Origin of the sequence: Anoxybacillus ayderensis, from assembly GCF_000833605.1 — a bacterium.
Classification (GTDB): Bacteria; Bacillota; Bacilli; order Bacillales; family Anoxybacillaceae; genus Anoxybacillus; species Anoxybacillus ayderensis.
This window is the reverse complement of record NZ_JXTG01000005.1, coordinates 33,109-58,514: the sequence shown is the minus strand read 5'-3', so window position 1 is coordinate 58,514 and position 25,406 is coordinate 33,109. Positions and strand designations below refer to the sequence as shown.

The 25,406-nt window shown below is 41.7% G+C and carries 22 protein-coding genes; 7 read left to right on the top strand and 15 right to left on the bottom strand.

Translation table 11 applies throughout. The features are described from left to right. Positions 1–113 precede the first annotated feature (113 nt). From JV16_RS06920 to JV16_RS06895, 6 genes are all read right to left on the bottom strand, one after another. A complete protein-coding gene (locus JV16_RS06920; RefSeq protein ID WP_035064386.1) occupies positions 114–1,055 on the bottom strand; it encodes a sugar-binding transcriptional regulator in 942 nt (313 codons plus the stop codon). Between the two features lie 113 nt (positions 1,056–1,168). Beyond that, positions 1,169–2,608, bottom strand: coding sequence for a glycoside hydrolase family 32 protein (locus JV16_RS06915; protein ID WP_042534922.1), 1,440 nt, complete (start codon positions 2,606–2,608; stop codon positions 1,169–1,171). Next, entirely contained in the window at positions 2,605–3,570 is a 966-nt protein-coding gene (locus tag JV16_RS06910; protein ID WP_042534920.1) for an aminoimidazole riboside kinase, read from the bottom strand. The genes JV16_RS06915 and JV16_RS06910 overlap by 4 nt, the downstream gene beginning before the upstream one ends. Positions 3,571–3,606: 36 nt before the next feature. Then, positions 3,607–4,977, bottom strand: a complete 1,371-nt coding sequence (locus JV16_RS06905) for a sucrose-specific PTS transporter subunit IIBC (RefSeq protein ID WP_042534918.1) — start codon at positions 4,975–4,977, stop codon at positions 3,607–3,609. Between the two features lie 189 nt (positions 4,978–5,166). Continuing rightward, positions 5,167–5,997, bottom strand: coding sequence for a PRD domain-containing protein (locus tag JV16_RS06900; protein ID WP_042534916.1), 831 nt, complete (start codon positions 5,995–5,997; stop codon positions 5,167–5,169). A gap of 39 nt (positions 5,998–6,036) precedes the next feature. Then, the gene (locus JV16_RS06895) at positions 6,037–6,519 is read right to left on the bottom strand and encodes a PTS sugar transporter subunit IIA (protein ID WP_042534915.1); all 483 of its coding nucleotides are present in this window, start codon (positions 6,517–6,519) and stop codon (positions 6,037–6,039) included. A gap of 214 nt (positions 6,520–6,733) precedes the next feature. Here JV16_RS06895 and JV16_RS06890 point away from each other — a divergent pair, with 214 nt between their 5' ends. Together JV16_RS06890 and ald are read left to right on the top strand one after the other, a co-directional pair. Beyond that, on the top strand, positions 6,734–7,957 hold the full coding sequence (locus JV16_RS06890; RefSeq protein WP_042534913.1) for a PucR family transcriptional regulator: 1,224 nt from the start codon (positions 6,734–6,736) through the stop codon (positions 7,955–7,957). Between the two features lie 120 nt (positions 7,958–8,077). Then, the gene (gene ald, locus JV16_RS06885) at positions 8,078–9,208 is read left to right on the top strand and encodes an alanine dehydrogenase (protein ID WP_042534911.1); all 1,131 of its coding nucleotides are present in this window, start codon (positions 8,078–8,080) and stop codon (positions 9,206–9,208) included. A gap of 37 nt (positions 9,209–9,245) precedes the next feature. Here ald and JV16_RS06880 read toward each other — a convergent pair whose 3' ends face one another. The 3 genes from JV16_RS06880 to JV16_RS06870 form a co-directional block, all read right to left on the bottom strand. Further along, the gene (locus JV16_RS06880) at positions 9,246–9,968 is read right to left on the bottom strand and encodes an amino acid ABC transporter ATP-binding protein (RefSeq protein ID WP_042534910.1); all 723 of its coding nucleotides are present in this window, start codon (positions 9,966–9,968) and stop codon (positions 9,246–9,248) included. Continuing rightward, a complete protein-coding gene (locus tag JV16_RS06875; RefSeq protein WP_042534908.1) occupies positions 9,965–10,618 on the bottom strand; it encodes an amino acid ABC transporter permease in 654 nt (217 codons plus the stop codon). The genes JV16_RS06880 and JV16_RS06875 overlap by 4 nt, the downstream gene beginning before the upstream one ends. 66 nt (positions 10,619–10,684) lie before the next feature. Further along, positions 10,685–11,485: a basic amino acid ABC transporter substrate-binding protein gene (locus tag JV16_RS06870; RefSeq protein ID WP_042534906.1), complete on the bottom strand. Its 801-nt coding sequence runs from the start codon at positions 11,483–11,485 to the stop codon at positions 10,685–10,687. A gap of 300 nt (positions 11,486–11,785) precedes the next feature. On the opposite strand from JV16_RS06870, the gene pflB reads away from it, so the two are divergent. Beyond that, a complete protein-coding gene (pflB, locus tag JV16_RS06865) occupies positions 11,786–14,014 on the top strand; it encodes a formate C-acetyltransferase (protein WP_420864985.1) in 2,229 nt (742 codons plus the stop codon). 48 nt (positions 14,015–14,062) lie between these two features. After that, positions 14,063–14,791: a pyruvate formate-lyase-activating protein gene (pflA, locus tag JV16_RS06860; RefSeq protein ID WP_042534902.1), complete on the top strand. Its 729-nt coding sequence runs from the start codon at positions 14,063–14,065 to the stop codon at positions 14,789–14,791. Positions 14,792–14,799: 8 nt separating this feature from the next. Here the strand turns inward: pflA and pgmB are convergent, their stop codons facing one another. The 6 genes from pgmB to JV16_RS06830 all read right to left on the bottom strand — a co-directional run bounded on the left by pgmB (position 14,800) and on the right by JV16_RS06830 (position 21,130). Continuing rightward, the gene (pgmB, locus tag JV16_RS06855) at positions 14,800–15,465 is read right to left on the bottom strand and encodes a beta-phosphoglucomutase (RefSeq protein WP_021094379.1); all 666 of its coding nucleotides are present in this window, start codon (positions 15,463–15,465) and stop codon (positions 14,800–14,802) included. Further along, positions 15,458–16,165 (bottom strand): TrmH family RNA methyltransferase, encoded by a 708-nt coding sequence (locus JV16_RS06850; protein WP_021094380.1) that lies wholly within the window; start codon positions 16,163–16,165, stop codon positions 15,458–15,460. Before JV16_RS06850 ends, pgmB begins: the two co-directional genes overlap by 8 nt. A 16-nt stretch (positions 16,166–16,181) precedes the next feature. Beyond that, positions 16,182–16,661: a Cys-tRNA(Pro) deacylase gene (gene ybaK, locus JV16_RS06845; RefSeq protein ID WP_042534900.1), complete on the bottom strand. Its 480-nt coding sequence runs from the start codon at positions 16,659–16,661 to the stop codon at positions 16,182–16,184. 79 nt (positions 16,662–16,740) lie between these two features. Next, positions 16,741–19,344 (bottom strand): bifunctional acetaldehyde-CoA/alcohol dehydrogenase, encoded by a 2,604-nt coding sequence (gene adhE / locus JV16_RS06840; RefSeq protein WP_042534898.1) that lies wholly within the window; start codon positions 19,342–19,344, stop codon positions 16,741–16,743. Positions 19,345–19,519: 175 nt separating this feature from the next. Then, on the bottom strand, positions 19,520–19,747 hold the full coding sequence (locus JV16_RS06835; RefSeq protein ID WP_021094383.1) for a hypothetical protein: 228 nt from the start codon (positions 19,745–19,747) through the stop codon (positions 19,520–19,522). Between the two features lie 90 nt (positions 19,748–19,837). Then, positions 19,838–21,130, bottom strand: coding sequence for a transcriptional regulator (locus JV16_RS06830; RefSeq protein ID WP_042534896.1), 1,293 nt, complete (start codon positions 21,128–21,130; stop codon positions 19,838–19,840). Between the two features lie 140 nt (positions 21,131–21,270). Between JV16_RS06830 and JV16_RS06825 the strand changes: the two genes are divergently transcribed. The 3 genes from JV16_RS06825 to JV16_RS06815 are packed head-to-tail and all read left to right on the top strand — an operon-like array spanning position 21,271 to position 25,361. Continuing rightward, a complete protein-coding gene (locus tag JV16_RS06825; protein ID WP_042534894.1) occupies positions 21,271–22,785 on the top strand; it encodes an FAD-dependent oxidoreductase in 1,515 nt (504 codons plus the stop codon). Continuing rightward, on the top strand, positions 22,782–24,251 hold the full coding sequence (locus tag JV16_RS06820; RefSeq protein ID WP_042534892.1) for a spore germination protein: 1,470 nt from the start codon (positions 22,782–22,784) through the stop codon (positions 24,249–24,251). Before JV16_RS06825 ends, JV16_RS06820 begins: the two co-directional genes overlap by 4 nt. A gap of 9 nt (positions 24,252–24,260) precedes the next feature. After that, the gene (locus JV16_RS06815) at positions 24,261–25,361 is read left to right on the top strand and encodes a GerAB/ArcD/ProY family transporter (RefSeq protein ID WP_042534891.1); all 1,101 of its coding nucleotides are present in this window, start codon (positions 24,261–24,263) and stop codon (positions 25,359–25,361) included. Positions 25,362–25,406: the final 45 nt, after the last annotated feature.

The window sequence follows — 25,406 nt, the reverse complement described above, 5'->3', positions numbered from 1 at the left end:
TTAACATGAACAAATGTCAAAGAAAATTCATGGTTTCGCTAAATGTTTCTTCCTTTTTTCATAAATACATAAATAAAAGGGGGCTTTTTTCTTTTCCCCCATTTGTCGTTTCTTTATTCTTTTTCTAACAAACATTCGGCAGTAAATTGATCTGTCACTAATACGTTGGCGTATTTCCCTTTCAACGCGCCGTATATGCCAGCCACTTTATGAATGCCTCCCGCAATGACAATCGAATATTCTTTCTTTTTGAGCTCTTCTAACTCAATGCCGAGCGTGCGTGCATTGAGCTCTTCGCTACATAGTTTTCCATTTTGATCAAAAAAGCGCGAACAAATGTCACCAGCAGCTTTTGAATAAATCGTTTGTAAATCTTCTTCTGTAAAATAACCAAGCTGGAACAATAGCGACTCTGATTTAATTGGTCCGATCGTAAATACAGCAATATTCGCTTGCCGACCGAGATCAAGAATTTTGCGAATGTGGCGGTCCGCCTCCATCGCCTGCTTAACAACGACATGATCCACGATTGCAGGTAGCGGCAAATGGTGCACCGTTGCATTGAAGGCGCTTCCAAACAAGTGCAAAATATCTGACGCAAACGTATTCGTTTCGGATAAACTAACGCCACCTTTTAATTGCACAACTTTCACGTCTTTGACATGTTTATGCTTTAGCTGTAATGCAACGTGATACAACGTTGTTCCCCACGTCACACCGATCACATCGCCGTCTTTGACGATCGAACGTAAATACTCAGCGGCTTCTTTTCCTAAATATTTTTTAATAATGCCATCTTGATGTTCTGGAACCGATACAACAATTGCTTTTTTTAGATTGAACTTTTGTTCAAGCTGTTTTGCTAACTGTTGAATATCTTCAGCCGGATCGTTAATTTTAATTTCTACAATTCCTTCTTCTTTTGCTTGCTGTAGTAGACGCGACACCGTCGGCCGCGATACGCCAAGCTTTTTTGCAATGTCGTTTTGATTGTAGTCTAGTAAATAATACAATTTCGCTGCTTCAACGACTTTTTTTAGCTTATCTTGCTCCATCGCTTCATCACCTTTTATTTATGAATGAAAAAGGAGCAACCTTCCATATTTGAAGGAATACTCCCTTTTCTTTCATCATACGAAAAAAACTGAACATTTGACAAGAAAAAGTTTTAACATAATTTCCATTTAGATAAATGAAACGAAGCTTCCGCATTTGTCTGAAATGAGATATGTTCATTTTCTTCTTTCGTGAAAAACCGCGCCGTAAATACTTCTTCTCCATCATTTAAGAAAATTTCAATAGACGACGTATCGATAAACATGTGAATCGTGTGTAATTGTGATAATAAACATTGTCGTTTCTCTTTCATGCCATTTCGAGCAAAACTTTCTCTCTCTAACGTCGCAACTTTTTGTTCAAAATCATATGAAAATGAAACATTGTTTTGTATATGAATGGAGAAAACACCTTTACCATCGATCTGTTTAAGTAGCAGTTCAACCGTTTTTCCTTTTACACCATCAAATTGCCTAACTTCCTTCTGCAAGAATACATTTGGATGATGAACTTCGTCACTCCGAAGCAACTGCAACTGCTCAATCGGACGCTGATATAATTTATCTCCGATTAAAACGAGTTCACGCGGTAATGTCAATGCATGTACCCATCGATAAGCAATTGTCGGGTGCTGATCTTCGTCTTGATCTGGTACCCCCATCCAAGCAATCATCACGCGACGCCCATGCTCGTCGACCATCGTTTGTGGCGCATAAAATTCAAACCCTCGATCCAGCTCAGTAAATGTACCGTGTACATATTGTCCTGTTTCATAATTTAACTGTCCGACAAAATATCCTGCTTGATATACGTTTTGATAGTGCATGCCTTCCGGTTGCAATCCTTGCGGACAGACGATCAGTACATCTTTTCCGCTTAAACGGAATACATCTGGGCACTCCCACATGTACCCAAAGTTTCCGTCCTCTCCTCCTGCTATAGCACCGATATGCTCCCAATGCATGAGATCATCAGAGCGAAATAATACTGCCTTCCCATCTAATTGCTCGCTCTGTGCGCCAATCACCATATACCACTTGTTTTCATGCTTCCACACTTTTGGGTCACGAAAATGAGCCGTGTAACCGTCTGGGAGATGAACAACAACTCCCTTTTTCTCAAAGCGAACACCGTCACTTGATACTGCCATACATTGATACGTATGGCGTGTTCCGTCATCGTCTTTGACATTCCCTGTATAAAAAAGTGTAAGTACACCATCATTGTCCACAGCGCTTCCGGAGTAGCAACCGTTTCGATCAAACCATTCGCTTGGAGCTAATGCAGGCGCTTGTCTTTCCCAATGAACAAAGTCACGCGATGTATAATGTCCCCAAAATTTTGCTCCATGTGTCGTTTGAAACGGCATCCACTGATAAAACACATGGTACGTCCCTTTCCAATAAATCAGTCCATTTGGATCGTTCATTAATCCGACAGGAGGCATTAAATGATAACGCAAACGATTTGGGTCACTTTCAACAATTGAAGCATATTTTTTTACTTCTTCTTCCGCAAGCTGTATTTGTTTTTTTTCGTTCAATGATTTCATTTCGACCAACCTTCGCGTAAAATACGTTCGACTTCATCGCGTGTTGGCAACGCTGTCATTGCTCCTTTCGTTGATGCAGCTAACGCTCCAGAAACGCTCGCAAAACGCGCCATTTGTTCAATTTCCGTAAGGGATAACGAATCAATTGTTCCTTCTCTTTCGTGCAAGCAATACAGCATGCCAGAAACGAAAGCATCACCGGCTCCTGTCGTATCAACCGCCTCTACTTTAAGCGCTGGCGTAAAGACGGATCCCTCTTTCGTAAACGCATAACTACCGTTTTCCCCTAGCGTGACGACGATGAGAGGAATATTGTATGGGGCAAGGGCATCAATACCTTTTTGAATATCTTTCTCTCCCGTAATAAATGTCAACTCTTCTTCAGAAATTTTAAGTACATCTGCCTCTCTTAACATCGACATAATCATTTCACGGGCTTGTTTTTCACCTTCCCACAAACCGAGGCGTAAATTTGGGTCATATGAAACGATCATGCCGTTTTCTTTAGCTAGCATAACAGCTCGCTTTGTAGCGCTTCGTGCTGGCTCACTAATCAGTGAGATCGAACCAAAATGAAGAATGCGATGTGTCCGAAATAACGACTCATCAATTTCTTCTTCGCATAAAAAGCGATCAGCGCTCGGGTTAATGTAAAAATCAAAGCTCCGTTCTCCGTTTTCCGCTAACGTTACAAAAACAACACCTGTACGAACATCATCACTAAATTGAAGGAAAGATGTATTCACTCCATATGCATCAAGCGTTTCTTTTAGAAAAACGCCTAATACATCGCGACCAACTTTCCCTAGAAACGTCGATGGAACACCGAGCCGTGCGACACCAACCGCAACATTTGCCGGCGCTCCCCCTGGACTTTTTTGATACGACCGATTTGTTGCATCAAGTGGAATAAAATCAATTAACGCTTCACCAAGACTAATAATTCCTTGCTTCATCGTCATTCCCTCCTACATAAAAAGGCGAGTTATTCGCTCGCCTTATTCTTCTTTAAATCCTAATATCCATGTTGCCACAAATGCTGTACCAACCGCAATTGCAAAGCCGATTAAATAGTTTATTAAGTTCGCCATCCCCATCGGTGCCACGATCGCAATCATTGGAATACCAGTTAATCCGTACGCATTTGCCACAACGTTTGTAAATACCACATACGCACCACCGACAGCACCACCGATAGCTGCTGCAATAAACGGTTTTCGATATTTTAAGTTAATCCCAAAAATAACAGGCTCAGTAATGCCTAGAAAAGCGGAAAATGCAGCTGGCAAAGCGATTTCTTTTGTTTTCGTCCGTTTTGATTTTAAAAATACTGCTAAACCCGCTCCACCTTGAGCAACGTTTGCCATTGACCAAATAGGCAATAAATAGTTTTTACCAATATCCGCAAGCAATCCGGCTTCAATCGCATGGAAACTATGATGAACACCTGTGATTACAATCATCGAATACAGACCACCGAAAATGAGGCCTGCAAGCGCTCCACCTGTGTCATATACGAAGTTTAACGTTGTTGTAATTCCTTTCCCAACTATATTTCCAAGTGGACCAATGACTAAAATCGCAGTGAAACCTGTTAAAATAACCGTAATAAATGGTGTAACAAGCAAGTCGACTGCGTGTGGAACGACTTTTCGCAAGCTTTTTTCGATTTTACTCATGACATATGTTGCAAGCAAAATTGGAATGACCGTTCCTTGATATCCAATCATTGCGATATCAAAACCGAGAAAATGCAAATACTCAGGTTCAGCACTTCCTAATCCCCAAGGATTCAACAAAGCAGGATGAGTCATAATTCCGCCGATCACTGCTCCTAGAAACGGGTTTCCCCCAAATTCTTTCGCAGCACTATAACCAATTAAAATTGGCAAAATAATGAAAGCGGCACTTGAGAACATATCAAGTAATACAATCCATGCACTATCTGGCGCTACCCATTTGAACGCCTTCATCATCCCGAGCAATCCCATAAGCAATCCGCTAGCTACAATAGCTGGAATAATTGGAACAAAAATATTTGACAACGTTTTCGCGAGACGAGCGATCGGATTCATCTTTTGCTTGACTGCTTCTTGGTGCACATCGGCACTTACGTTTTGTAAACCTGCTTCTTTGACAAACTGTTCGTATACTTTGTTGACAACACCTGTACCAAAAATAATTTGATACTGACCGGAACTAGAAAATGCACCTTTGACCCCATCAAGTTGTTCAATTGCTTGTTGATTAACCTTCTTTTCGTCTTTTAAAACAAGACGAAGACGAGTTGCACAATGAACCGCACTAATGACATTTTCTTTTCCACCAAGCAAAGACAAAAGTTGCTTTGTTATGTGTTCGTAATTCATATAAACTCCTCCTCTGCATATAAAATGATAGAAAACAAAAAGACCTAAAATGTACATACGAATGCCTTAAACATCGTCGTACATTTTAGGTCTTGCCTGCTTATGCAGTAACAATCCTACGATATTTGATTTTTTATCCGCTTTCATTTTATCTTATTATTGAAATTAAGTCAATAACAAACAAAAATATTATTTTATGGTTAGACGTTGGATGTGCAACGTAATATAAGCTAATTCGGTGACAGGAAATTCAATTCCGTATTCCTTTTTCGCATATTCAGCCATCGCAACAGCACATGCAAACTCTTTTTCGTACTTCGTTTGAATGAGCGCTAACATATCATCATCCATCGAATGAAACAACTCACCGTTTTCAATTCGGTTCAGTGCAAAACGCAAATGTGTCACAAGTCTTTGGTAAGATATTCCTTCTTCATCAATATGAACATGTAATTTCTGTTTCATTAAATCGATCATTTCACGAATTAAAGTTGTTTGTTGTAACGTTTTATTCATGCTAGCTGCGTCCATTTTCGCTGTATGAATATGAAGAGCAATATGAGCGACTTCGTCATCAGGGATATCGATACCGAGACGTTCCCGAATAAGTCGCTTTGCCCAAAGACCAATTTGATATTCTTTCTTATATAACACTTTAATTTCATTTAACAGCTTATTTTGAATTTGGTACCCTTGCTGAATTCGTTCAATCGCAAAAGATAAATGATCAGTCAACGCAATATGAATATGGTTATTCAACGGGGCTTGCAATTCTCCTTCGGCATAGCTAATAATTTCTTCAGCGATGTCAATATGCTCTTCTGGAAGGGTACGTAACAACTCTTGGAATTTTTCATTTTCTTCTTCCATCACAAAAATTTTTTCGATTTTCGCACGAGGGATGATGTCATTTTTCTTTTTCTGAAAAGCAATACCTGGACCCATTACAATTTTCTCTTGCCCTTCATCCAATACAACGACAGCGTTATTATTTAAAATTTTATGGATTCGCAACGTCATCTTCGTCCCCTTAACACTCTTTGTTTTATCACATATATATTATTTCAATTTCAATCTCATTAAAACTGTGCTGCCTCTTTCCGCTTTTTCTGTATGCTCTCGATGACACTCGTTTACCACCTCCCCGTTTGTAATCACTACTGGGGTAAGGAGACTTTTCGCCTTTTGTTGTACAAGCGACAAATCAAACGACAAAAGCAGATCGCCTGCCCTAACACGATCCCCTGCTTTCACGTACGCTTCAAATCCTTCTCCATGCATATGAACTGTATCAATGCCAACGTGAATAAGAATTTCTAATCCTTCATCCGAACGCAAACCAACAGCATGTTTTGTCGGGAACACTTGTACTACTTCTCCATTAATTGGTGAAACAACAACGCCATCTGTCGGCTCAATCGCCAAACCATCGCCCATCATTTTCTGGGCAAACACAGGGTCTGGAACATTTTCAAGCGATCGTACATTTCCTGTTAAAGGGGAAACAATGACCTCTTCACGCTTACGAAACAAACGAAACATTTGAAATATCTCCTTCCTAAAGAATTATTTGGATAAAAATAAAAGACCTAAAACGCAAGAAAGAAACCTTCTTTCATCCGTTTTAGGTCTTGCCTGCAACGCAGTCACAATCCCACAATATGCGACTTTTTCACTTATAGAGTAAAGTAAGCTCTTTCATTTGTCAATATGCTACAATAATCGTAAAAACAACGTAAGAAACGGAGTGGATGTAATGAATCCTTTTGCCACTCATTTTGAAAGTTTAGAGGAGTTTGCAGATCGTGTGAGCGAGTTATTGCAATGTCCGATTACGATTGAAGATGCAAACCATCGCTTAATTGCTTATAGCGGACATGAGCATTACACCGATCCTGCCCGTACGGCAACCATTATCCATCGGCGCGTGCCGGAACGCGTCATTAATAGCTTATGGCGCGAAGGGGTGATCCCAAAGCTTCTGCAAAGCGAGGAGCCTGTTCGTGTCGCGGAAATTTCAGAAGTCGGGCTCGGCAATCGCATCGCCATTTCGATTTGGAAAAATAAAGAGGTGCTCGGATTTATTTGGGCAATTGAAATGAATGAGCCGTGGACAGAGCAACAGTTCCATTTGTTAAAACAAGCAGCGAAAGCAGCAAAAAATTTGTTGTTGCAATTGCAAATTCGCAAACATAAAAAAGAAGAGCGCATTCAAGAGTTTTTTTGGAAACTACTAACAGGGCATGTTTCCTCTCCTCACGACATCGTTGAACAATGTCACCAATTAAACGTGCATGTATATCCGTTTTTTTCTGTTGGCATTTTTCAATTTCAACAACAGATTCAAACGCAAGTGGAGCGGCAAATTGATTATTTATTAAAAACGACACAACAACTCGCTATTCCGCTTTATACGATCGACCATCAGCGGCTTATCGTGCTCGTCGCTCCAAGCTCGAACGTCTACGGGGAATCGCACATTGAGCGATTTTTTCGCTCGTTTATGACGCAAATGAAAGAGCGATTTCGCGTCGACATTATGATGGGGGCGTTCGGAAATGTATATGAGTGCTACACAAAAATTGCAAAAAGTTATGAAGAAGCACAAACGGTGTTAAAAATGAAACGCGCCTTTCCTCATCAACTTGCGAATATTCAAAGCTATCAGCATCTTGGCATGTATCAATTTTTTGATTTACTTTTTGAACAAAAACGACATGGGGATTTCCACAACGTTGCGCTCGAAAAGCTGAAACAGTACGACGCACAGCATCACACCAACTTAGTGGAGACGATTGAAACGTATCTTGACTGTGACAGCAACGTCAATGAAACGGCGAAAACGCTCAATATTCATCCGAATACACTCGCTTACCGTCTGAAGCGAATAAGTGAAATCGGAAACATCGACTTAAGCAATATGAGCGAAAAAGTAAAGCTATATATCGATATGAAATTAGACAAATATCGGACAACATAGCTTTTGTGGAAATCCACAAAAGCTTGTTTTTTCTTTCTCTTTTCTAAACAAACAACAAATGATAAAAAACATTTATACTGTAGATAATAACGAAAGACAACATGAAAGGGGAAACAGCACATGATTATTGGTGTTCCAAAAGAGATTAAAAATAATGAAAATCGTGTAGCGATTACACCAGCTGGCGTTATGTCATTCGTCAGCAATGGACATACTGTCATCATTGAGAAAGATGCAGGAATTGGAAGCGGTTTCACAGATGAAGCATATGTGAATGCAGGGGCACAAATCGTAGAACGTGCCGCAGATGTATGGGCACAAGCCGATATGGTCATGAAAGTAAAAGAACCGCTACCAAGCGAATACGAATACTTCCGTCCAGGCTTAGTCTTGTTCACATACTTACACCTCGCTGCTGAACCAGAGTTAGCGCGTGCGCTAAAAGAAAAAGGCGTCATCGCAATCGCTTATGAAACGGTACAAGTTGGTCGTACGTTACCGCTTTTGACACCGATGAGCGAAGTAGCAGGACGCATGGCAGCACAAATTGGCGCCCAATTTCTTGAAAAAACAAAAGGCGGAAAAGGTATTCTTCTTTCCGGTGTCCCAGGCGTTAGCCGCGGAAAAGTAACGATCATTGGCGGCGGTGTCGTCGGAACGAACGCAGCAAAAGTGGCGATCGGCTTAGGTGCAAACGTCACGATTATTGACTTAAGCGCAGAACGTTTACGTGAACTTGACGATATTTTCGGAAGCCAAATTAATACGCTTATGTCTAACCCAATGAACATCGCACAAGCTGTTGCCGAGTCTGACCTTGTGATCGGTGCGGTATTAATTCCAGGAGCAAAAGCGCCAAAACTAGTGACAGAAGAAATGGTGAAAGCGATGCAATCAGGTTCGGTCATCGTTGACGTAGCGATCGACCAAGGCGGTATTGTTGAAACGAGCGACCATGTGACAACGCACGACAACCCAACATATGTGAAACACGGCGTCGTTCACTACGCAGTAGCGAACATGCCTGGAGCTGTGCCGCGCACATCAACACTTGCGCTCACAAACGTCACAATGCCATACGCACTACAAATTGCAAATAAAGGCGTACACAAAGCGGTCGCAGACAACCCTGCATTACGCCTTGGTGTAAACGTCGCAAACGGAGAAATCACATACGAAGCTGTCGCACGCGACCTCGGTTACGACTACGTTCCTGTCGAAGTGGCATTAGAGAAACAATTATTAGCATAAAAACGAAAGGTGTCCTGACACACGGGACACCTTTTTCTTATAACACTTTGGATAAAAATGACTTCGTTCGCTCATGTTGTGGTGCATCAAAAATTTGTTGTGGCGTTCCTTCCTCCACGATCACTCCACCGTCCATAAAGAGAACACGATCCCCGACTTCACGCGCAAATCCCATTTCATGCGTCACGACGACCATCGTCATTCCTTCTTTTGCTAGTTGTTTCATGACGGCAAGCACTTCCCCTACCATTTCTGGATCGAGCGCAGATGTTGGCTCATCAAATAACATCACTTTTGGCTCCATCGCAAGCGCACGAGCAATAGCAACACGCTGTGCCTGTCCACCAGATAATGAATCCGGATATACGTGTGCCTTATCTTGTAAGCCGACTTTCGCAAGCAGTTGCATCGCTTTTTCTGTCGCTTTTTCTTTCGACCATTTGCGCACTTTCATCGGGGCGAGTGTAATATTATTAAGCACCGTCATATGCGGAAATAAATTAAATCGTTGAAACACCATGCCAACTTCTTCACGCACTTTATTTAAATCCGTTTTCGGATCTTTTAAATGAAATCCGTCAACGACGATATCCCCCTCATCAAAATCTTCAAGCAAGTTTAAACAACGTAAAAATGTCGACTTTCCTGAACCAGAAGGGCCGATAACGACAACCACTTCTTTTTCATGAATGTGCACATCAATTCCTTTTAACACTTGTAGCGATCCGAACGATTTTTTTAAATTTGTCACTTGAATCATGCGTCATACCTTCTTTCTAACCGATGTAGCAACTTGCTTAACGAGAGGGTAAGCACTAAGTAAATGAGCGCAACAGTTAAGTACGGTTCCCAAACGCGATAATATTGACCTTGCATCGCTCGTCCCCAATACATGAGTTCAGGCGCTGCAATAATTGCTGCAAGAGAAGAATCTTTAATGAGAACGATAAATTCATTGCCAAGCGGCGGAATCATTCGTTTAATGGCTTGTGGCAAAATGATGTAACGCATCGCTTGTACGTGCGTCATTCCAAGCGAACGAGCCGCTTCCATTTGACCGCGATCAATGGACTGGATGCCAGCACGGAAAATTTCCGCAATATACGCAGCTGCGTTTAAAGATAAAGAAATGGCGCCAGACACGAGCGGGTTCGGTTGAGCGGTAAAAATCGGCATCACGCCAAAATGAATAAGTAAAATTTGTACGAACAATGGCGTGCCACGGAAAAAATGGACGTACCAATCAAAAGGAAGACGAATGAGGCGGTTTTGAACCATTTTTCCGAGCCCAATGGCTAAACCGAGAATCGTCCCGAAAAAGATACCGACTAACGATAAGCCGATCGTCCAGAGCACCCCTTTCAAAAAAAACGGTGCATATTCAACAATGATATTGAAACGAAAATCCATCATCAATCACCTTTCCCTTTGTAAAAATTGCGTAACCTTAGCAGTTACGCAATTTTTACATCAACGTTATTGCTGTTGTTGTAATGATTCCATATTCGGTTCTGTACCAAACCATTTTTTATAAATTTCTGTGTACGTGCCATTTTCGATGACTTTTTTCAACGCTTCGTCTACTTTTTGTTTTAAATCGCTTCCTTTCGGGAACATAAAGCCGTAAAATTCAGATTCAAAATGTTCTGGATCCTCAAATGCTACAATTTTAGCATCTGGATTATTTTTTACGTATTCGTTCGCCACGGCATTATCTGTGACAACGGCTTCCACACCGCCGTTTAATAAGTCCATAATCGCAACGACCGTATTCTCAAACTTTTTAATATTTTTATTCTCTTTTCCTAAAATCTTCTCAACCGCTTCTTGTCCAGTTGTACCATTTTGGACACCGACAACTTTTCCTTGTAAATCTTTCGCGCTTTTAATCGAACTTCCTTCTTTAACAAGAATCATATGTGTTGATTCAAAGTAAGGAATAGAAAAGTCATATGTTTTTTTCCGATCATCGTTAATTGTAATTCCTGAAACGGCCATATCCGCTGTTTTCCCTTGAATAGCCGCAAACAATGGATCCCAGCCGATGTTTTTTAATTCATATTCTAGTCCAGCTTCTTTCATGACAGCTTTTAATAAATCGACATCAAAGCCGACAATTTCCCCTTTATCCATGTATTCAAATGGGGCAAACGCCGCATCTGTGACGACAGTAATTTTCTTTTCTGTTGTCGCTGTTTTTTCTGTCGAACTACCACATCCAACAAGCGCAAACATAAGCATAAAAACAAGCGCTGCAATCATTCCTTTTTTTATCATTGTTAATCCCCCTTACTATTTGTTGTAAAATAATAAATGTTTGTGTATAAACATGTTATGCCCCTCATGTTTCACATATTATCAGCTTTTTTGTTTTTATGCAACAAATTTTATAAAAATAATTTTTGGAAAAATCTTTATTTTAAAAAATGTTTTTGATCAACTTTTCACAAATTCGTCAATCCTTTATGCTCCTCACCTTGTCAAAAAGTAGTATTCTTTATATAGGGGATATTTTTATTATTCCTGAATGAATGGGAGGAGATTATAATGGCGCTACTTACTGTACATGAAGCGTTAATGGACGCTTGGAGAACGTTTAAAGGTGATAAATGGAAAAAAGAAATTGACGTTCGTGATTTTATTTTAAATAACGTAACCGTTTACACAGGGGATGAATCGTTTTTACAAGGTCCGACGGAAGCGACGAAAAAGCTTTGGGAACAAGTGATGGAACTTTCCAAACTAGAACGCGAAAGAGGCGGCGTTCTCAACATGGATACAGAAATCGTATCAACCATTACGTCGCATGGACCTGGCTATTTGAATAAAGAACTTGAAAAAGTTGTTGGTTTTCAAACAGACGAACCGTTTAAACGGGCGCTTATGCCATTTGGCGGCATTCGCATGGCGGAGCAAGCATGCGAAGCTTACGGATATGAAGTAAGCGATGAAGTAAAGAAAATTTTTACGCAATATCGTAAAACGCATAACCAAGGCGTATTTGACGTATATACCGATGAAATGAAAGCAGCGCGCAAAGCAGGAATTATTACAGGACTTCCTGACGCATATGGACGCGGTCGCATTATCGGTGACTATCGTCGCGTTGCCTTATACGGTGTGGATCGCTTAATTGAAGAGAAGAAGAAAGATTTACGCAATACAGGTGCGCGTACAATGAGCGAAGACATCATTCGTCTTCGGGAAGAATTAGCGGAACAAATTCGCGCTCTTCAAGAATTAAAAGAAATGGCTGCAAGCTACGGATATGATATTTCTAAACCGGCGCGCAACGCACATGAGGCGTTCCAATGGTTATATTTCGCTTACCTTGCGGCGATTAAAGAACAAAACGGTGCAGCCATGAGCTTAGGTCGCGTCTCTACATTTTTAGATATTTATATCGAGCGCGACTTGCAAGAAGGAACATTAACAGAACGCGAAGCGCAAGAGCTTGTTGACCATTTCGTTATGAAATTGCGTCTCGTCAAATTCGCAAGAACGCCAGAATACAATGAGCTATTTAGCGGCGACCCAACGTGGGTCACAGAGTCCATTGGCGGTGTCGCGATTGACGGTCGTCCGCTTGTGACGAAAAACTCATTCCGCTTCTTGCATACACTCGATAACTTAGGCCCGGCGCCAGAACCAAACTTAACGGTGCTTTGGTCAACACAGTTGCCAGAAGCGTTTAAGAAATATTGCGCGAAAATGTCGATTCAAACAAGCTCCATTCAATATGAAAATGACGATTTAATGCGACCTGAGTTCGGCGACGACTACGGCATCGCATGCTGCGTATCCGCGATGCGCATCGGCAAACAAATGCAATTTTTCGGCGCGCGTGCAAACCTTGCAAAAGCATTATTATACGCAATTAACGGCGGCGTGGATGAAAAATTAAAAGTGCAAATCGGCCCAGAGTTTGCGCCAATCACATCTGAATACTTAGACTACGATGAAGTGATGCGCAAATTTGACAACGTCATGGAATGGCTAGCAGAATTGTATATTAATACATTAAACGTCATCCATTACATGCATGATAAATATTGTTATGAACGAATCGAAATGGCGCTTCACGATACGCACATTTTGCGCACGATGGCAACTGGTATCGCTGGGTTGTCCGTTGTCGCTGACTCATTAAGTGCCATTAAATATGCGAAAGTAAAAACGATTCGCGATGAAAACGGCTTAGCTGTCGACTTTGAAATTGAAGGCGACTTCCCGAAATACGGAAATAACGATGATCGCGTTGATGCGATTGCGGTCGATATTGTTGAACGCTTTATGACAAAATTGCGCAAACATAAAACGTATCGCGATTCGAAACATACGACATCCATCTTAACGATCACATCAAACGTCGTATACGGTAAAAAGACAGGAAATACACCAGATGGTCGTCGCGCTGGTGAACCGTTCGCCCCTGGGGCGAATCCATTACACGGTCGCGATACAAAAGGAGCGCTTGCATCGTTAAGCTCTGTCGCAAAATTACCGTATGAATATGCATTAGACGGCATTTCGAACACGTTCTCGATCGTACCAAAAGCGCTCGGGAAAGATGAAGCGACACGCATTCAAAACCTTGTCGCGATTTTAGATGGCTATGCGCAAAAACGCGGTCATCATTTAAACGTCAACGTCTTTAACCGCGACACGTTGCTTGACGCGATGGAACATCCTGAAAAATATCCGCAATTGACTATTCGCGTATCAGGTTATGCGGTCAACTTTATTAAATTAACACGCGAACAACAAATTGACGTCATTAATCGGACGTTCCATGAAACAATGTAATGGAAGCTCCCACGCATCGTGGGAGCTTTCTACCTAGGAGGAAACAACATGAACGGATTTATTCATTCAATCGAATCGTGCGGAACGGTGGATGGTCCCGGTATTCGTTACGTCATTTTTACTCAAGGCTGTTTATTGCGCTGCCAATATTGCCACAACGCAGATACGTGGGAGATTGGCAAAGGAAAACAAATGTCTGTTGATGAAGTTATTGCTGATGCAAAGACGTACTTGCCTTTTATGCAAGCATCCGGCGGCGGAATAACGGTTAGTGGCGGAGAACCGCTTTTACAAATCGATTTTTTAATTGAGCTATTTCGCCGTTGTAAACAGCTTGGCATTCATACAACGATTGATTCGTCTGGCGGATGTTATACGACGGAAGCATCATTTCAAAAAAAATTAAATGAATTGCTTCAATACACAGATTTAATTTTGCTTGATTTAAAACATATTGATGAAAAAAAACATCGTAAACTAACAGGAAAAACGAATGAACATATTTTAGCGTTTGCACGTCTATTATCAGAACGAGACGTACCTGTTTGGATTCGCCATGTGCTCGTTCCAACCGTCACAGACGATGAAGAAGATTTACATCGCTTAGCTGACTTCATTCGTACGTTGCACAACGTCGAAAAAATTGAAGTTCTTCCGTATCATCAACTCGGTGTATACAAATGGAAAGCGCTTGGACTCACATATCCACTTGAAGGCATCCCGACGCCATCAGAAGAACTTGTCGAAAAAGCAAGGGAAATATTAGGCGCAAAATAAGCTGGTCGTCATTGACCAGCTTTTTGCATAAATCGCTTTTTTAACTCGTCCCATGTCAATTGCGTTGTCCGCTGAACGAGCCAATCGGGAGACAGCGAGGCTAAATGCACTCCGATGCCGACGGAAAACATATTCGCCTGTTTGATCGCTTTCATTCCCGCTTCCCCGTCTTCAATAGCAATACAATGAGATGGGTCGACACGAAGCTGTCTCGCAGCTGTTAAAAAAATTTCCGGATCTGGCTTCATGCGCGTAATCGTTTTGACATCCACAATGACATCAAAAAAAGAGCGCACGTTGAGTCGTTCGACAACGACACGTGCGTTTGAGCTTGACGATGCGAGAGCCATCGGGACACCGTCGCGCTGAATGTCGCAAAGAAGCTCCCTCATTCCCGGCAACACGTCACTTGACGACAATTGCTCGATCAACTCGCGATAATATTGACCGCGAAGGTCACCAAGAGCTCGCTTTTCTTCCTCCGACCATTCATGCGCTTTTTCACCGAGAAGCGCCTCAACCATCGCCTGTCTGCTCATCCCTTGTAGCTTTTGATTGAGCTGTCGATCAAACGGTACCCCAATTTCATCGGCGACACGTTTTGTCGCAATATAATACAGTTCAACAGTATCAGCAATGACGCCATCTAAATCAAAAATCACCGCTTCAATCATTGCGTCCTCCTATTTTACTTTCCACCATTTTTCTTAGCCGTGGGCTAAGCGAAAGCTTCATCCAATGTTCGTATATTTCTTTCTTTTCTGCTAGCGATAAATGATAACGCTCCCCTGCCACTTGTTTCGCCCGCTTCGTGATTTCATAAAGGGAAATCGCTGCCGCGACAGAAATATTAAAACTTTGCACAAATCCGTTCATCGGAATGATAAACTTTCCGTCCGCTAAAGCAAGCGCTTCTTCGGATACCCCACGATGCTCATTTCCGAACAAAAGCACCGTCGGTTTCGATACGTCAATTTGTTCAAGCGGAATCGTCCCTTCTCCGAGGTAGCTTGCATATACTTGGTAGCCTTTTTGTTGGAGATGGCGAATCGCCCGTTCAATCGATGAATGTTTATGCACCGTTAACCATTTGTCCGCATGTCGCGTCACCCATTTGTTCGGCTCAAACGGAGCCGCTCCGGTAACGACATGAACATCTTGAATGCCAAATGCCTCCGCTGAACGCAATACCGCTGCCTGATTGTGCGGGTCGTCTACCGCTTCCGTCAAAATAGTAATATACCTTGTTCGTGCACTTAGCACATCATACATGCGCTTTAACCGACTTGGCAAAATCATTTCCGCAAGCAACCGATTGTCATCATCCAACAATCCTTCTTCGATGTGTAGTTCTTCCTCTCTTATCATTCGCATGCGAAAATTCTCCTTTCTACTCTTTGACGACATGTGCGGTTTTTCCATTTGTCAGCTTTAATAAATCTCGAACAGAAAGTTTCATTTGCATGCCAATTTTCCCTGCGCTCACAATGATTTGCTCGTGCGCAAGGGCGGATTCGTCAACATACGTGTCATACATCTTTTTCATTCCAATTGGCGAACAACCGCCACGCACATACCCTGTCATTTTTTCAATGTCTGCCACAGGCAACATATGCACGCTTTTTTCTCCAACAACGGCCGCTGCTTTTTTTACATGCAACTCCGCTGCGACAGGGATGACGAATACGTAAAGTTGTCCGCTCACCCCTTTTGTCACAAGCGTTTTATATACAATTTCTTCACGTTGCCCAATTTTTTTCGCAACCGATATTCCATCAATTTGCCCATCCGTATAGTCGTAAGTCAACAGTTCATATGGCACACGCGCGCGCTCAAGCATGCGCACAGCATTCGTCTTTACTTGCTTCATGATCCGTCCCTCGCTTTCCTCTATTAGTGTACCATAAACAAAAAGAAGGGACATCCTTCGCAGGACGTCCCTAATCTTCTTACACTCCCTTATACGCTTGGCGATAAATGTCGGCAAGGTCGCTGACTAATGGCAATTTTGGATTAGCTGTTGTACATTGATCTTCGAAAGCTAATTCAGCAAGTTGGTCAACTTTGCTTTCGAATGCTTCTTTGCTGACGCCTGTTGCTGCGATGCTTAATGGCATGTCGAGTTCTTTTGCGAGCTTAATGACCGCTTGAACGAGGCTTTCTACTCCTTCTTCTGTCGTTCTTGCTGGCAAGCCGAGCAAGCGCGCAATTTGAGCATAACGTTCGTCAGCTACGAAATGTTCGTACTTCGGAAACGCTGTAAACTTCTTCGGTTTTTGCGCGTTGTAACGAATGACATGCGGCATTAAAATCGTATTTGCCCGTCCGTGCGGAATATGGAATTCTGCACCAAGTTTATGCGCTAAACTATGGTTAATGCCTAAGAAGGCGTTCGCAAATGCCATCCCAGCAATGGTTGATGCGTTGTGCATTTTTTCGCGCGCTACTTCATCGTTGCCGTTTTTGTATGCGCGTGGCAAGTATTCAAAAACGAGCTGAATCGCTTTTAACGCTAATCCGTCTGTATAGTCGTTCGCCATGTTCGATACGTACGCCTCAATGGCATGTGTTAATACGTCCATACCTGTATCCGCTGTAATATGTTTTGGCATCGTCATAACAAATTGTGGGTCAACGATGGCGACATCTGGTGTTAACTCATAATCAGCAAGCGGATATTTGACGTTATTTTTCTTATCTGTAATGACCGCAAACGATGTCACTTCTGAACCTGTACCAGACGTTGTTGGAATCGCGACAAATTGCGCTTTTTGACCGAGTTTTGGATATTTAAATACACGCTTACGAATATCTAAAAACTTTTGTTTTAACCCATTGAAGTCTGTATTCGGATGTTCATAGAACAACCACATCGCTTTCGCCGCGTCCATCGCCGAACCACCGCCGAGAGCGATGATGACGTCTGGTTGGAACGCATGCATCATATCGGCACCTTTCATGACCGTTTCAATCGATGGATCTGGCTCAACTTCTGAGAAAATTTCGCAATGCACATAATCTGGGCGTTTGCGTAAATAGTACAGCACTTTATCAACATAGCCGAGCTTCACCATACCTGGGTCTGTAACGATAAAGGCACGCGAGATGTTTGGCATTTTCGCTAAATATTGTGTCGCATGTTTTTCAAAATAAATTTTTGGCGGAACTTTAAACCATTGCATGTTTACATTCCTTCTCGCTAATTTTTTAATGTTAATTAAATGTGTCGCCCCAACGTTTGTCGAAACAGAGTTGCCACCGAACGTACCGCAACCGAGCGTCAATGACGGAATGTATGCGTTGTAAATATCTCCGATCGCTCCTTGTGAAGATGGGGCGTTCGAAATGATCCGTCCTGCTTTCATTCGCTTACCGAATTCAAGAATGACTTCTTGATTTTCTGAATGAATGACAGCCGAGTGGCCAAGTCCACCGAATTCAAGCATCTCTTCTGCTCGTTTTAATCCTTCCTCTGTACTATTCACCTTATAGCACGCCAATACCGGGCTTAATTTTTCACGAGAAAGCGGCTCTTGCGGACCGACGCTTTTTAGTTCTGCCACAACAATTTTCGTATCAACTGGCACATCAACGCCTGCCATTTTCGCAATTTCATATGCTGGTTTACCGACGATATTCGGATTGACTGCGCACGTATTCTCATTAATGACAAGCTTTTCAACTTTTTTCTTTTCTTCTTCATTTAAGAAATAACATTTGTTTGCGATCATCTCATTTTTCACAGCATCATAAATTTCTTTATCAATAATGACCGCTTGTTCAGATGCACAAATCATACCGTTGTCAAACGTTTTTGAAAGGATAAGATCGTTCACGGCACGTTTTATATTTGCGGTTTTCTCAATATAGCAAGGCACGTTACCAGGTCCAACCCCTAATGCTGGCTTTCCTGAGCTATATGCCGCTTTAACCATGCCTGCTCCACCTGTCGCAAGAATAAGCGAAACGCCAGGATGATGCATCAATTGTTGAGTCGCTTCGACAGAAGGCGTTTCGATCCATTGAATACAATGCTCTGGCGCGCCAGCTGCAATGGCTGCATCGCGTAAAATGCGTGCTGCTTCACTGCTACATTTTTGCGCAGATGGGTGGAACGCAAAAATGATTGGGTTGCGCGTTTTAATTGAAATAAGCGCCTTAAACATCGTTGTTGATGTTGGGTTTGTTACCGGTGTAACCCCAGCAATCACCCCAACAGGCTCGGCAATTTCAATGATGCCTTCTTGTTCATTTTCTCGGATGACGCCAACCGTTTTATCGTATTTAATGTTATGGTAAATGTATTCTGTCGCAAAAATGTTTTTAATAATTTTATCTTCATACACGCCACGTTTTGTTTCTTCGATCGCTAATTTTGCTAAATACATATGCTTATCAAGTCCAGCTAACGCCATTTGCTTGACGATATGGTCAATCGCTTCTTGATCGTAATCACGAAATGCTTTTAACGCCTTTTGCGCATTCGCCACAAGGGTGTCGATCATTTTCGTAACTTCTTTCTTTTGGTCTAATACTTTTTCATCAACAGCCATATAAGACCCTCCTGTATTGTTCTTGTGAAATTTTTCACAATCTAATTGAAAATAAAATTGTGATTGTTTTCACATTTTCATTATAGCGAAAGGAATTTTGTTCGTGTGTGTCAACTTTGTGAAATGTTGAGCAAGTATGTTTTATAAGAGAACCGCTTCTTCATAAAGAAGGCGGTTACTCACATACTGGATTGCGCGGAATTTTCGTAAACGAAATATCGTTGTACATGCGCGTATTTCGTTTGACAATGACAACATAGTTTACTGTCCATATATAAGAAGGAATTTCTTGATCATCTTCAAACATCATCGCTTCAAATTCATCGCCAATCATTTCTTCAAATAGCTCTAGTGTATATGTTTCCGCATCTGTTGAAAAGTTTCTCCATTCGCATACAAGCATTGTTTGTCACCTCAACTTTTCTTTTGTTACCATCATTGTAACATTCTTTTCTCTATTATAGATTGTGAAATATTGAACAAATCATGAATATTACTTATTCGTCATATATGCTTGTTTCGGATGATTTGGTTGTTCTGGATACTTTAACCTCATTTTTCCTTCTGCTAATAACTTTCCTAAATAGTTGTTTCGTAAACCGTCTGGCGTTCGATCTAATAAATACGCTAATTGTTTTAACATTAACGGTCGATGAGCGCATAGTTGCAAAATGATTTCTTCCATTTTAGTCGGTGCAAGCCTTTTTTTCTTACGTGCAATTTCAGCAATGTTCCATAGCTCCTGATCGACATTTATTTCTTCTTCCTCATCCGATTTATTTACGGAGTCGAAAGGGATATTTACGGAGTTTTCGTCTTTATTTATGGAGCTATCCTTATTATTTATGGAGTTAAGCCCTTTGTTTACGGAGTTTAGCTCGCTATTCAAGGAGTTTTGTTCTTTATTCACGGACTTAATCTCGTTATTAACGGAGTTTTGTTCGATATTATAGGAGTTTTCGTCTTTATTTACGAAGTCCAACAATGGCACATCATCCGTCCAATCACTTACTGCCTCGATCTTCTCTATATGTTCGTGTCTTTCTGAGAAGGACACAATAGGCAATGTAACGACCGTTCGTTTTTGAAAATCATATTGCTCAACAGCAAGTTGCTGTAAACAAATCGTCTCTATCGTTTTTAAACCGACTCCAGCACGTTTACAAAATTGAATGTAAATAAACATTTTAAACATATTCGGATTGCGCAAATGGCTAATCCCGCCGCTATACGCTTGTTCTAAAGGAATGCCGAAAAGCCCAGGATTAGAAAATTGTATATATGATCGCTGCCGTTCAACAATAACGCCTCCATCACCGTTGTAATCGGCATGGACAATCGCGTTGATGAGCGCTTCATGCACAGCTTCTTTTTCAAATGTAGATACATCTTTAAACTCGTTCATCACTTTAAAATAAAAATCATAAATATTTCCCGACCACGTTCCGTCTTGTGAAGTGAAACGATTTGTCCAATGCATATCATTGTCGTCATGTTCGCGATATTCTAAAAAGTATTGTGGTAAAACTTCTGTAATCATTCGCTCTTCGCTGAACATAAGGAGCCCTGCTAATGTGAGCCCTTCTTTGTTTGTATCTCGTATTTTTCCCCATGCCCCAATTTTATATAAAAAATCTTTCGTTTCTAACCCGTTCCACGGATGATTTGGCTTTGCTTTTGCAAATTGTTCGCGATAATGACGAACAGATTCTAAATGCAATTCATTAAGCCCATAATGTTCTAACACCACGTTATCTTGTAAACGAATGTTTGCATCTTTATTCACTTTCGATCTCCCTCTTACGTTATGTTATAAAAACGTTTCGATACTCGTCTATTTCCATTTTATCATCTTTACAAATGTTCATCATAAACTTTTCGATTTGGGGAAAATTAAGAAAAACATGGTTATGGAGGAACAAAAACATGTCTTTACCAAAGTTATCACAATCGTATTGGCTACAAACAACAACGATTCCGTCTTTTCCATCTCTGACGCAACCGATTGAAACAGATGTAGCGATTATTGGTGGAGGAATAACAGGCATTACGACGGCTTATTTGCTCGCTAAACATGGAGTGCGCGTCACCGTCATCGAAGCAGATCGGCTATGTCACGGCACAACAGGACATACGACTGCGAAAATGACTGCCCAGCATGATCTCATTTATCATGAACTGATAGCCCACTTCGGTGAAGATAGCGCCCGTCAATATTACGAAGCAAATAAAGAAGCGCTGCAATCGATTTTGCATATCGTAAAAGAACACGATATTCATTGCGACTTATCGGTAGAAGACGCATACGTGTATACAACTGAAGAAACGCAATTATATAAGCTTGAGGCGGAATGGAAAGCGTATGAAACGCTCGGCATCGACGGGGCATATGTCGATCAACTGTCGCTTCCTTTCTCCATCCAAGGTGCAGTCATGATGCGCAACCAAGCGCAATTTCATCCGCTCCATTATATAAAAACATTAGTCGAGCTTGCAGTAAAATACGGGGCATCTTTTTACGAACAAACTGTCGCACAACATATCGAGACAACGGAGCGGCCGATTGTACGAACGAAAAATGGAGCAACGATCACATGTGACACTGTTGTCATTTGTACCCACTTTCCGTTTTTTGACCCTGCTTTTTACTTTGCACGCTTGCATGCAGAGCGATCTTACGTCATTGCGGTCGAAGCTCACGAACGATTGCAAGGCATGTATTTGAGCGCAAATGAACCGAAGCGATCTCTTCGCTGCACAACGATGGACGGTAAGCCGCTTCTTCTAATCGGTGGCGAGTCGCATAAAGTCGGACAAGGGATCAACATGATTCAACACTATGAAGCGTTACAATCATTTTGTGAACATACGTTCGGTTTATCACATGTGCTATATCGTTGGTCGGCGCAAGATCTCATCACGCTAGACAATCTTCCATACATCGGTCCGATTCGCAAAAGTCTCCCGCACATTCTTGTCGCAACAGGATATCGAAAATGGGGGATGACGACAAGTATGGTCGCAGCTCGTCTTTTGACAGATTTAGCGTTACAAAAAGAACATCGTTACGCACATTTATTTACTCCGTCACGATTTATCGCTGACCCATCACTAAACAATTTGTTTACTGAGGGCATTGATGTCGCTAAACATTTTTTAACTGGAAAACTCGAATATGCTCTTCTTACTCCGCACGACATATCGAAAGGAGAAGGAGCCGTTGTCAATGTGGACGGAAAACGGGCAGGTGCCTACCGCGATGAACAAGGCACACTGTATGTCGTCGATACGACATGTACACATATGGGTTGTGAACTCGAATGGAACAATAGCGAACGGTCATGGGACTGCCCGTGCCACGGTTCACGCTTCTGTTTTACTGGAAAAGTGCTAGAAGGACCAGCTATCGAACCACTTCAACAGCTTAAAGGGGATGAATGATGAACGGAATACAACAAACCGTCACGCACTCGCTCGATATGAACGAACAAACGTTGCGTGATTATTTTACAAAAACGCCTGATCTCATATATTGCCATCTATTTATTGGGGAACCAAAAAAGCGAGCGTTGCTTATTTATCTCAATACGCTCGTGGATAAAAATTCGATTAATAATAACATTATTGATCCGCTTTTATTTGAAACGAAACAAATTCACACGATTGCGGATATTCAACTGCCAATCGGCTCAAAATCATATACGACAAAATGGGAACATGTCATTCAACGAGTGTTTCAAGGGGAAACCGCGCTATTCCTAGACGGTGACGACCACGTATTGCTTTTGGATACGCAAGGATGGCCGCAACGCGCGATCGCAGAGCCGCAAATTGAATCATCGCTTAAGGGGTCGCACCAAGGTTTTATTGAAACGTGTGAAAAAAATATTGCGTTAATTCGTCGTTACTTGCCGCACCAACAATTAAAAATTGAAGAAACGACCGTCGGCAGACGCGGACATACCCCTGTCGCATTATTGTATTTAGAAGATGTCGCCCATCCAGAAGTGCTGCAAGAGTTAAAAGATCGGATTGAACAAGTTGATGTCGATACGATCGTCAATACCGGGGAACTGATGCAATATATTGAAGATAATCCGTTTTCACCGTTTCCGCAATTTTTGTTGACGGAGCGACCAGATGCTGCGGTAAGCAACTTACTGCAAGGTCGCATCGTTATCGTTGTTGACCGCTCGCCTAGCGTCATGATTGGACCGATGACGTTTATTACGTTTTTCCAAACCGTTGATGATTACAGTACACGTTGGATGATCGCCTCGTTTTTGCGACTTTTGCGGTTGCTTGCCTTTTTTATGGCGATTTTTTTACCGTCCGCTTACATTGCAGCACTTTCGTTTCATTACGAAATTATTCCGCTCAATTTATTGCTTACGGTTGGAGAGTCACGAGAACGCGTCCCGCTTCCGCCGATTTTAGAAGCCATTTTAATGGAGCTTGCGCTCGAAATGTTGCGTGAAGCGGGTTTGCGTTTACCTGCGCCAATCGGACAAACGGTCGGCATTGTTGGGGGGGTCGTCATTGGACAAGCGGCCGTTGAAGCCGGTATCGTCAGCAACATTATGGTCGTCATCGTCTCGTTAACAGCGATTGCATCGTTTATTATTCCGAACCCAGATATGTCCGAGTCGATTCGTTTATTGCGTTTTCCAATGATGATTGCTGCTTCTTTGTTCGGTTTAGTCGGAATGGTGATCGGGTTCATGCTTATTATCGGCCATTTAATTTCATTAGAGTCGCTCGGCACACCTGCAGGAAGCCCGTTTGCTCCGACGCGGTTGCGCGATTGGAAAGATACACTTTTACGCTTCCCGCTTTGGATGATGCGTACACGGCCGTTATCTGCTCGCCCAACGCAACTGACAAGACAAAAAAAATTTCGCAAATAAGTGGTGCGTATGAAACGATATCAATTTAACGAAATAACAACGATGCAATATATTTTTCTTATTTCGGGTACACAAATCGGCATCGGCATTTTATCACTTCCAGCCCAACTTGCCGATATCGCCAATACAGATGGATGGATCGCCATTGTCATCGGTTGGATCATTTCGATCATCGCAAGTACGATCATTATAAAAACGATGGAAAAGCATCAGCAAGATACAATTTTTGATCTTTCTCGTCGCTACTTCGGTCGTACATTCGGAACGTTCATCCATATCGCTTTTGTCGCTTACGCTTTATTAGCGTCAATCACCGTCGTTTTTACTGCCATTCATATTACACAAGTATGGATTTTACCAAACACACCAAACTATCTTATTATGATGTTATTTATGCTCCCTGGCTTTTTCATTACGAAAAATGGTGTGCGCATACTTGGGCGTTATGCTGAAGTTGTCTTTTATTTAACGCTTTGGATGCCTATTCTTATCGCTGTGCCGTTACAAAAGGGAACGATTTTGCATATGCTCCCTATGTTAAAAGAAGGATGGGCTCCAATTATTCAAGCGGTGAAAACGACGGTTTTATCTTTTTTAGGCTTTGAGTTAGCGTTCGTGTTTTACCCGTTTTTAAAAGAAAAAAAACATGCCGTAAAAGCGATGGTCATCGCCAACAGCATCTCTGCTCTTACATTTTTGCTCATTACGATCACATGTTTTATTTTTTTTAGTCCAGATGAAACACCTTTGCTCATTTGGCCGACGTTGTCGCTACTGAAAACAATTGAATTTCCGTTTATTGAACGATTTGAAGTGATTTTTTTATCGTTTTATTTGTTTGTTATGTCAACGACAGGTATCCCGTACATTTTTACAACTGTTTTCGGCATTAGTCAACTCATTGGAAAAAAGGATCATACGATCGTATTACTCGTTGCCGTTTGTATATTTATTTTCACGTCTTTTTTATACAATCCATCGTTTTTTCATGTTCAAACGTTAGGATCGTGGTGGGAGAAATACGGTTTGTGGGGAGCTTACTTTTTCCCTATCGGTTTATTTATTTACACCTCCATTGCACGATGGTTTCAAAGGGGGAAAAAGAAATGAAAAAGTGTATATATGCCATACTTTGCTTTTTTATAACTACTGGAT

Bases quoted from the DNA above. Each gene is read 5' to 3' on its own strand.
- JV16_RS06920 (WP_035064386.1), bottom strand. From the start codon at position 1,055: ATGGAGCAAGATAAGCTAAAAAAAGTCGTTGAAGCAGCGAAATTGTAT.
- JV16_RS06915 (WP_042534922.1), bottom strand. From the start codon at position 2,608: ATGAAATCATTGAACGAAAAAAAACAAATACAGCTTGCGGAAGAAGAA.
- JV16_RS06910 (WP_042534920.1), bottom strand. From the start codon at position 3,570: ATGACGATGAAGCAAGGAATTATTAGTCTTGGTGAAGCGTTAATTGAT.
- JV16_RS06905 (WP_042534918.1), bottom strand. From the start codon at position 4,977: ATGAATTACGAACACATAACAAAGCAACTTTTGTCTTTGCTTGGTGGA.
- JV16_RS06900 (WP_042534916.1), bottom strand. From the start codon at position 5,997: ATGACGTTGCGAATCCATAAAATTTTAAATAATAACGCTGTCGTTGTA.
- JV16_RS06895 (WP_042534915.1), bottom strand. From the start codon at position 6,519: ATGTTTCGTTTGTTTCGTAAGCGTGAAGAGGTCATTGTTTCCCCTTTA.
- JV16_RS06890 (WP_042534913.1), top strand. From the start codon at position 6,734: ATGAATCCTTTTGCCACTCATTTTGAAAGTTTAGAGGAGTTTGCAGAT.
- ald (WP_042534911.1), top strand. From the start codon at position 8,078: ATGATTATTGGTGTTCCAAAAGAGATTAAAAATAATGAAAATCGTGTA.
- JV16_RS06880 (WP_042534910.1), bottom strand. From the start codon at position 9,968: ATGATTCAAGTGACAAATTTAAAAAAATCGTTCGGATCGCTACAAGTG.
- JV16_RS06875 (WP_042534908.1), bottom strand. From the start codon at position 10,618: ATGGATTTTCGTTTCAATATCATTGTTGAATATGCACCGTTTTTTTTG.
- JV16_RS06870 (WP_042534906.1), bottom strand. From the start codon at position 11,485: ATGATAAAAAAAGGAATGATTGCAGCGCTTGTTTTTATGCTTATGTTT.
- pflB (WP_420864985.1), top strand. From the start codon at position 11,786: ATGGACGCTTGGAGAACGTTTAAAGGTGATAAATGGAAAAAAGAAATT.
- pflA (WP_042534902.1), top strand. From the start codon at position 14,063: ATGAACGGATTTATTCATTCAATCGAATCGTGCGGAACGGTGGATGGT.
- pgmB (WP_021094379.1), bottom strand. From the start codon at position 15,465: ATGATTGAAGCGGTGATTTTTGATTTAGATGGCGTCATTGCTGATACT.
- JV16_RS06850 (WP_021094380.1), bottom strand. From the start codon at position 16,165: ATGCGAATGATAAGAGAGGAAGAACTACACATCGAAGAAGGATTGTTG.
- ybaK (WP_042534900.1), bottom strand. From the start codon at position 16,661: ATGAAGCAAGTAAAGACGAATGCTGTGCGCATGCTTGAGCGCGCGCGT.
- adhE (WP_042534898.1), bottom strand. From the start codon at position 19,344: ATGGCTGTTGATGAAAAAGTATTAGACCAAAAGAAAGAAGTTACGAAA.
- JV16_RS06835 (WP_021094383.1), bottom strand. From the start codon at position 19,747: ATGCTTGTATGCGAATGGAGAAACTTTTCAACAGATGCGGAAACATAT.
- JV16_RS06825 (WP_042534894.1), top strand. From the start codon at position 21,271: ATGTCTTTACCAAAGTTATCACAATCGTATTGGCTACAAACAACAACG.
- JV16_RS06820 (WP_042534892.1), top strand. From the start codon at position 22,782: ATGATGAACGGAATACAACAAACCGTCACGCACTCGCTCGATATGAAC.
- JV16_RS06815 (WP_042534891.1), top strand. From the start codon at position 24,261: ATGAAACGATATCAATTTAACGAAATAACAACGATGCAATATATTTTT.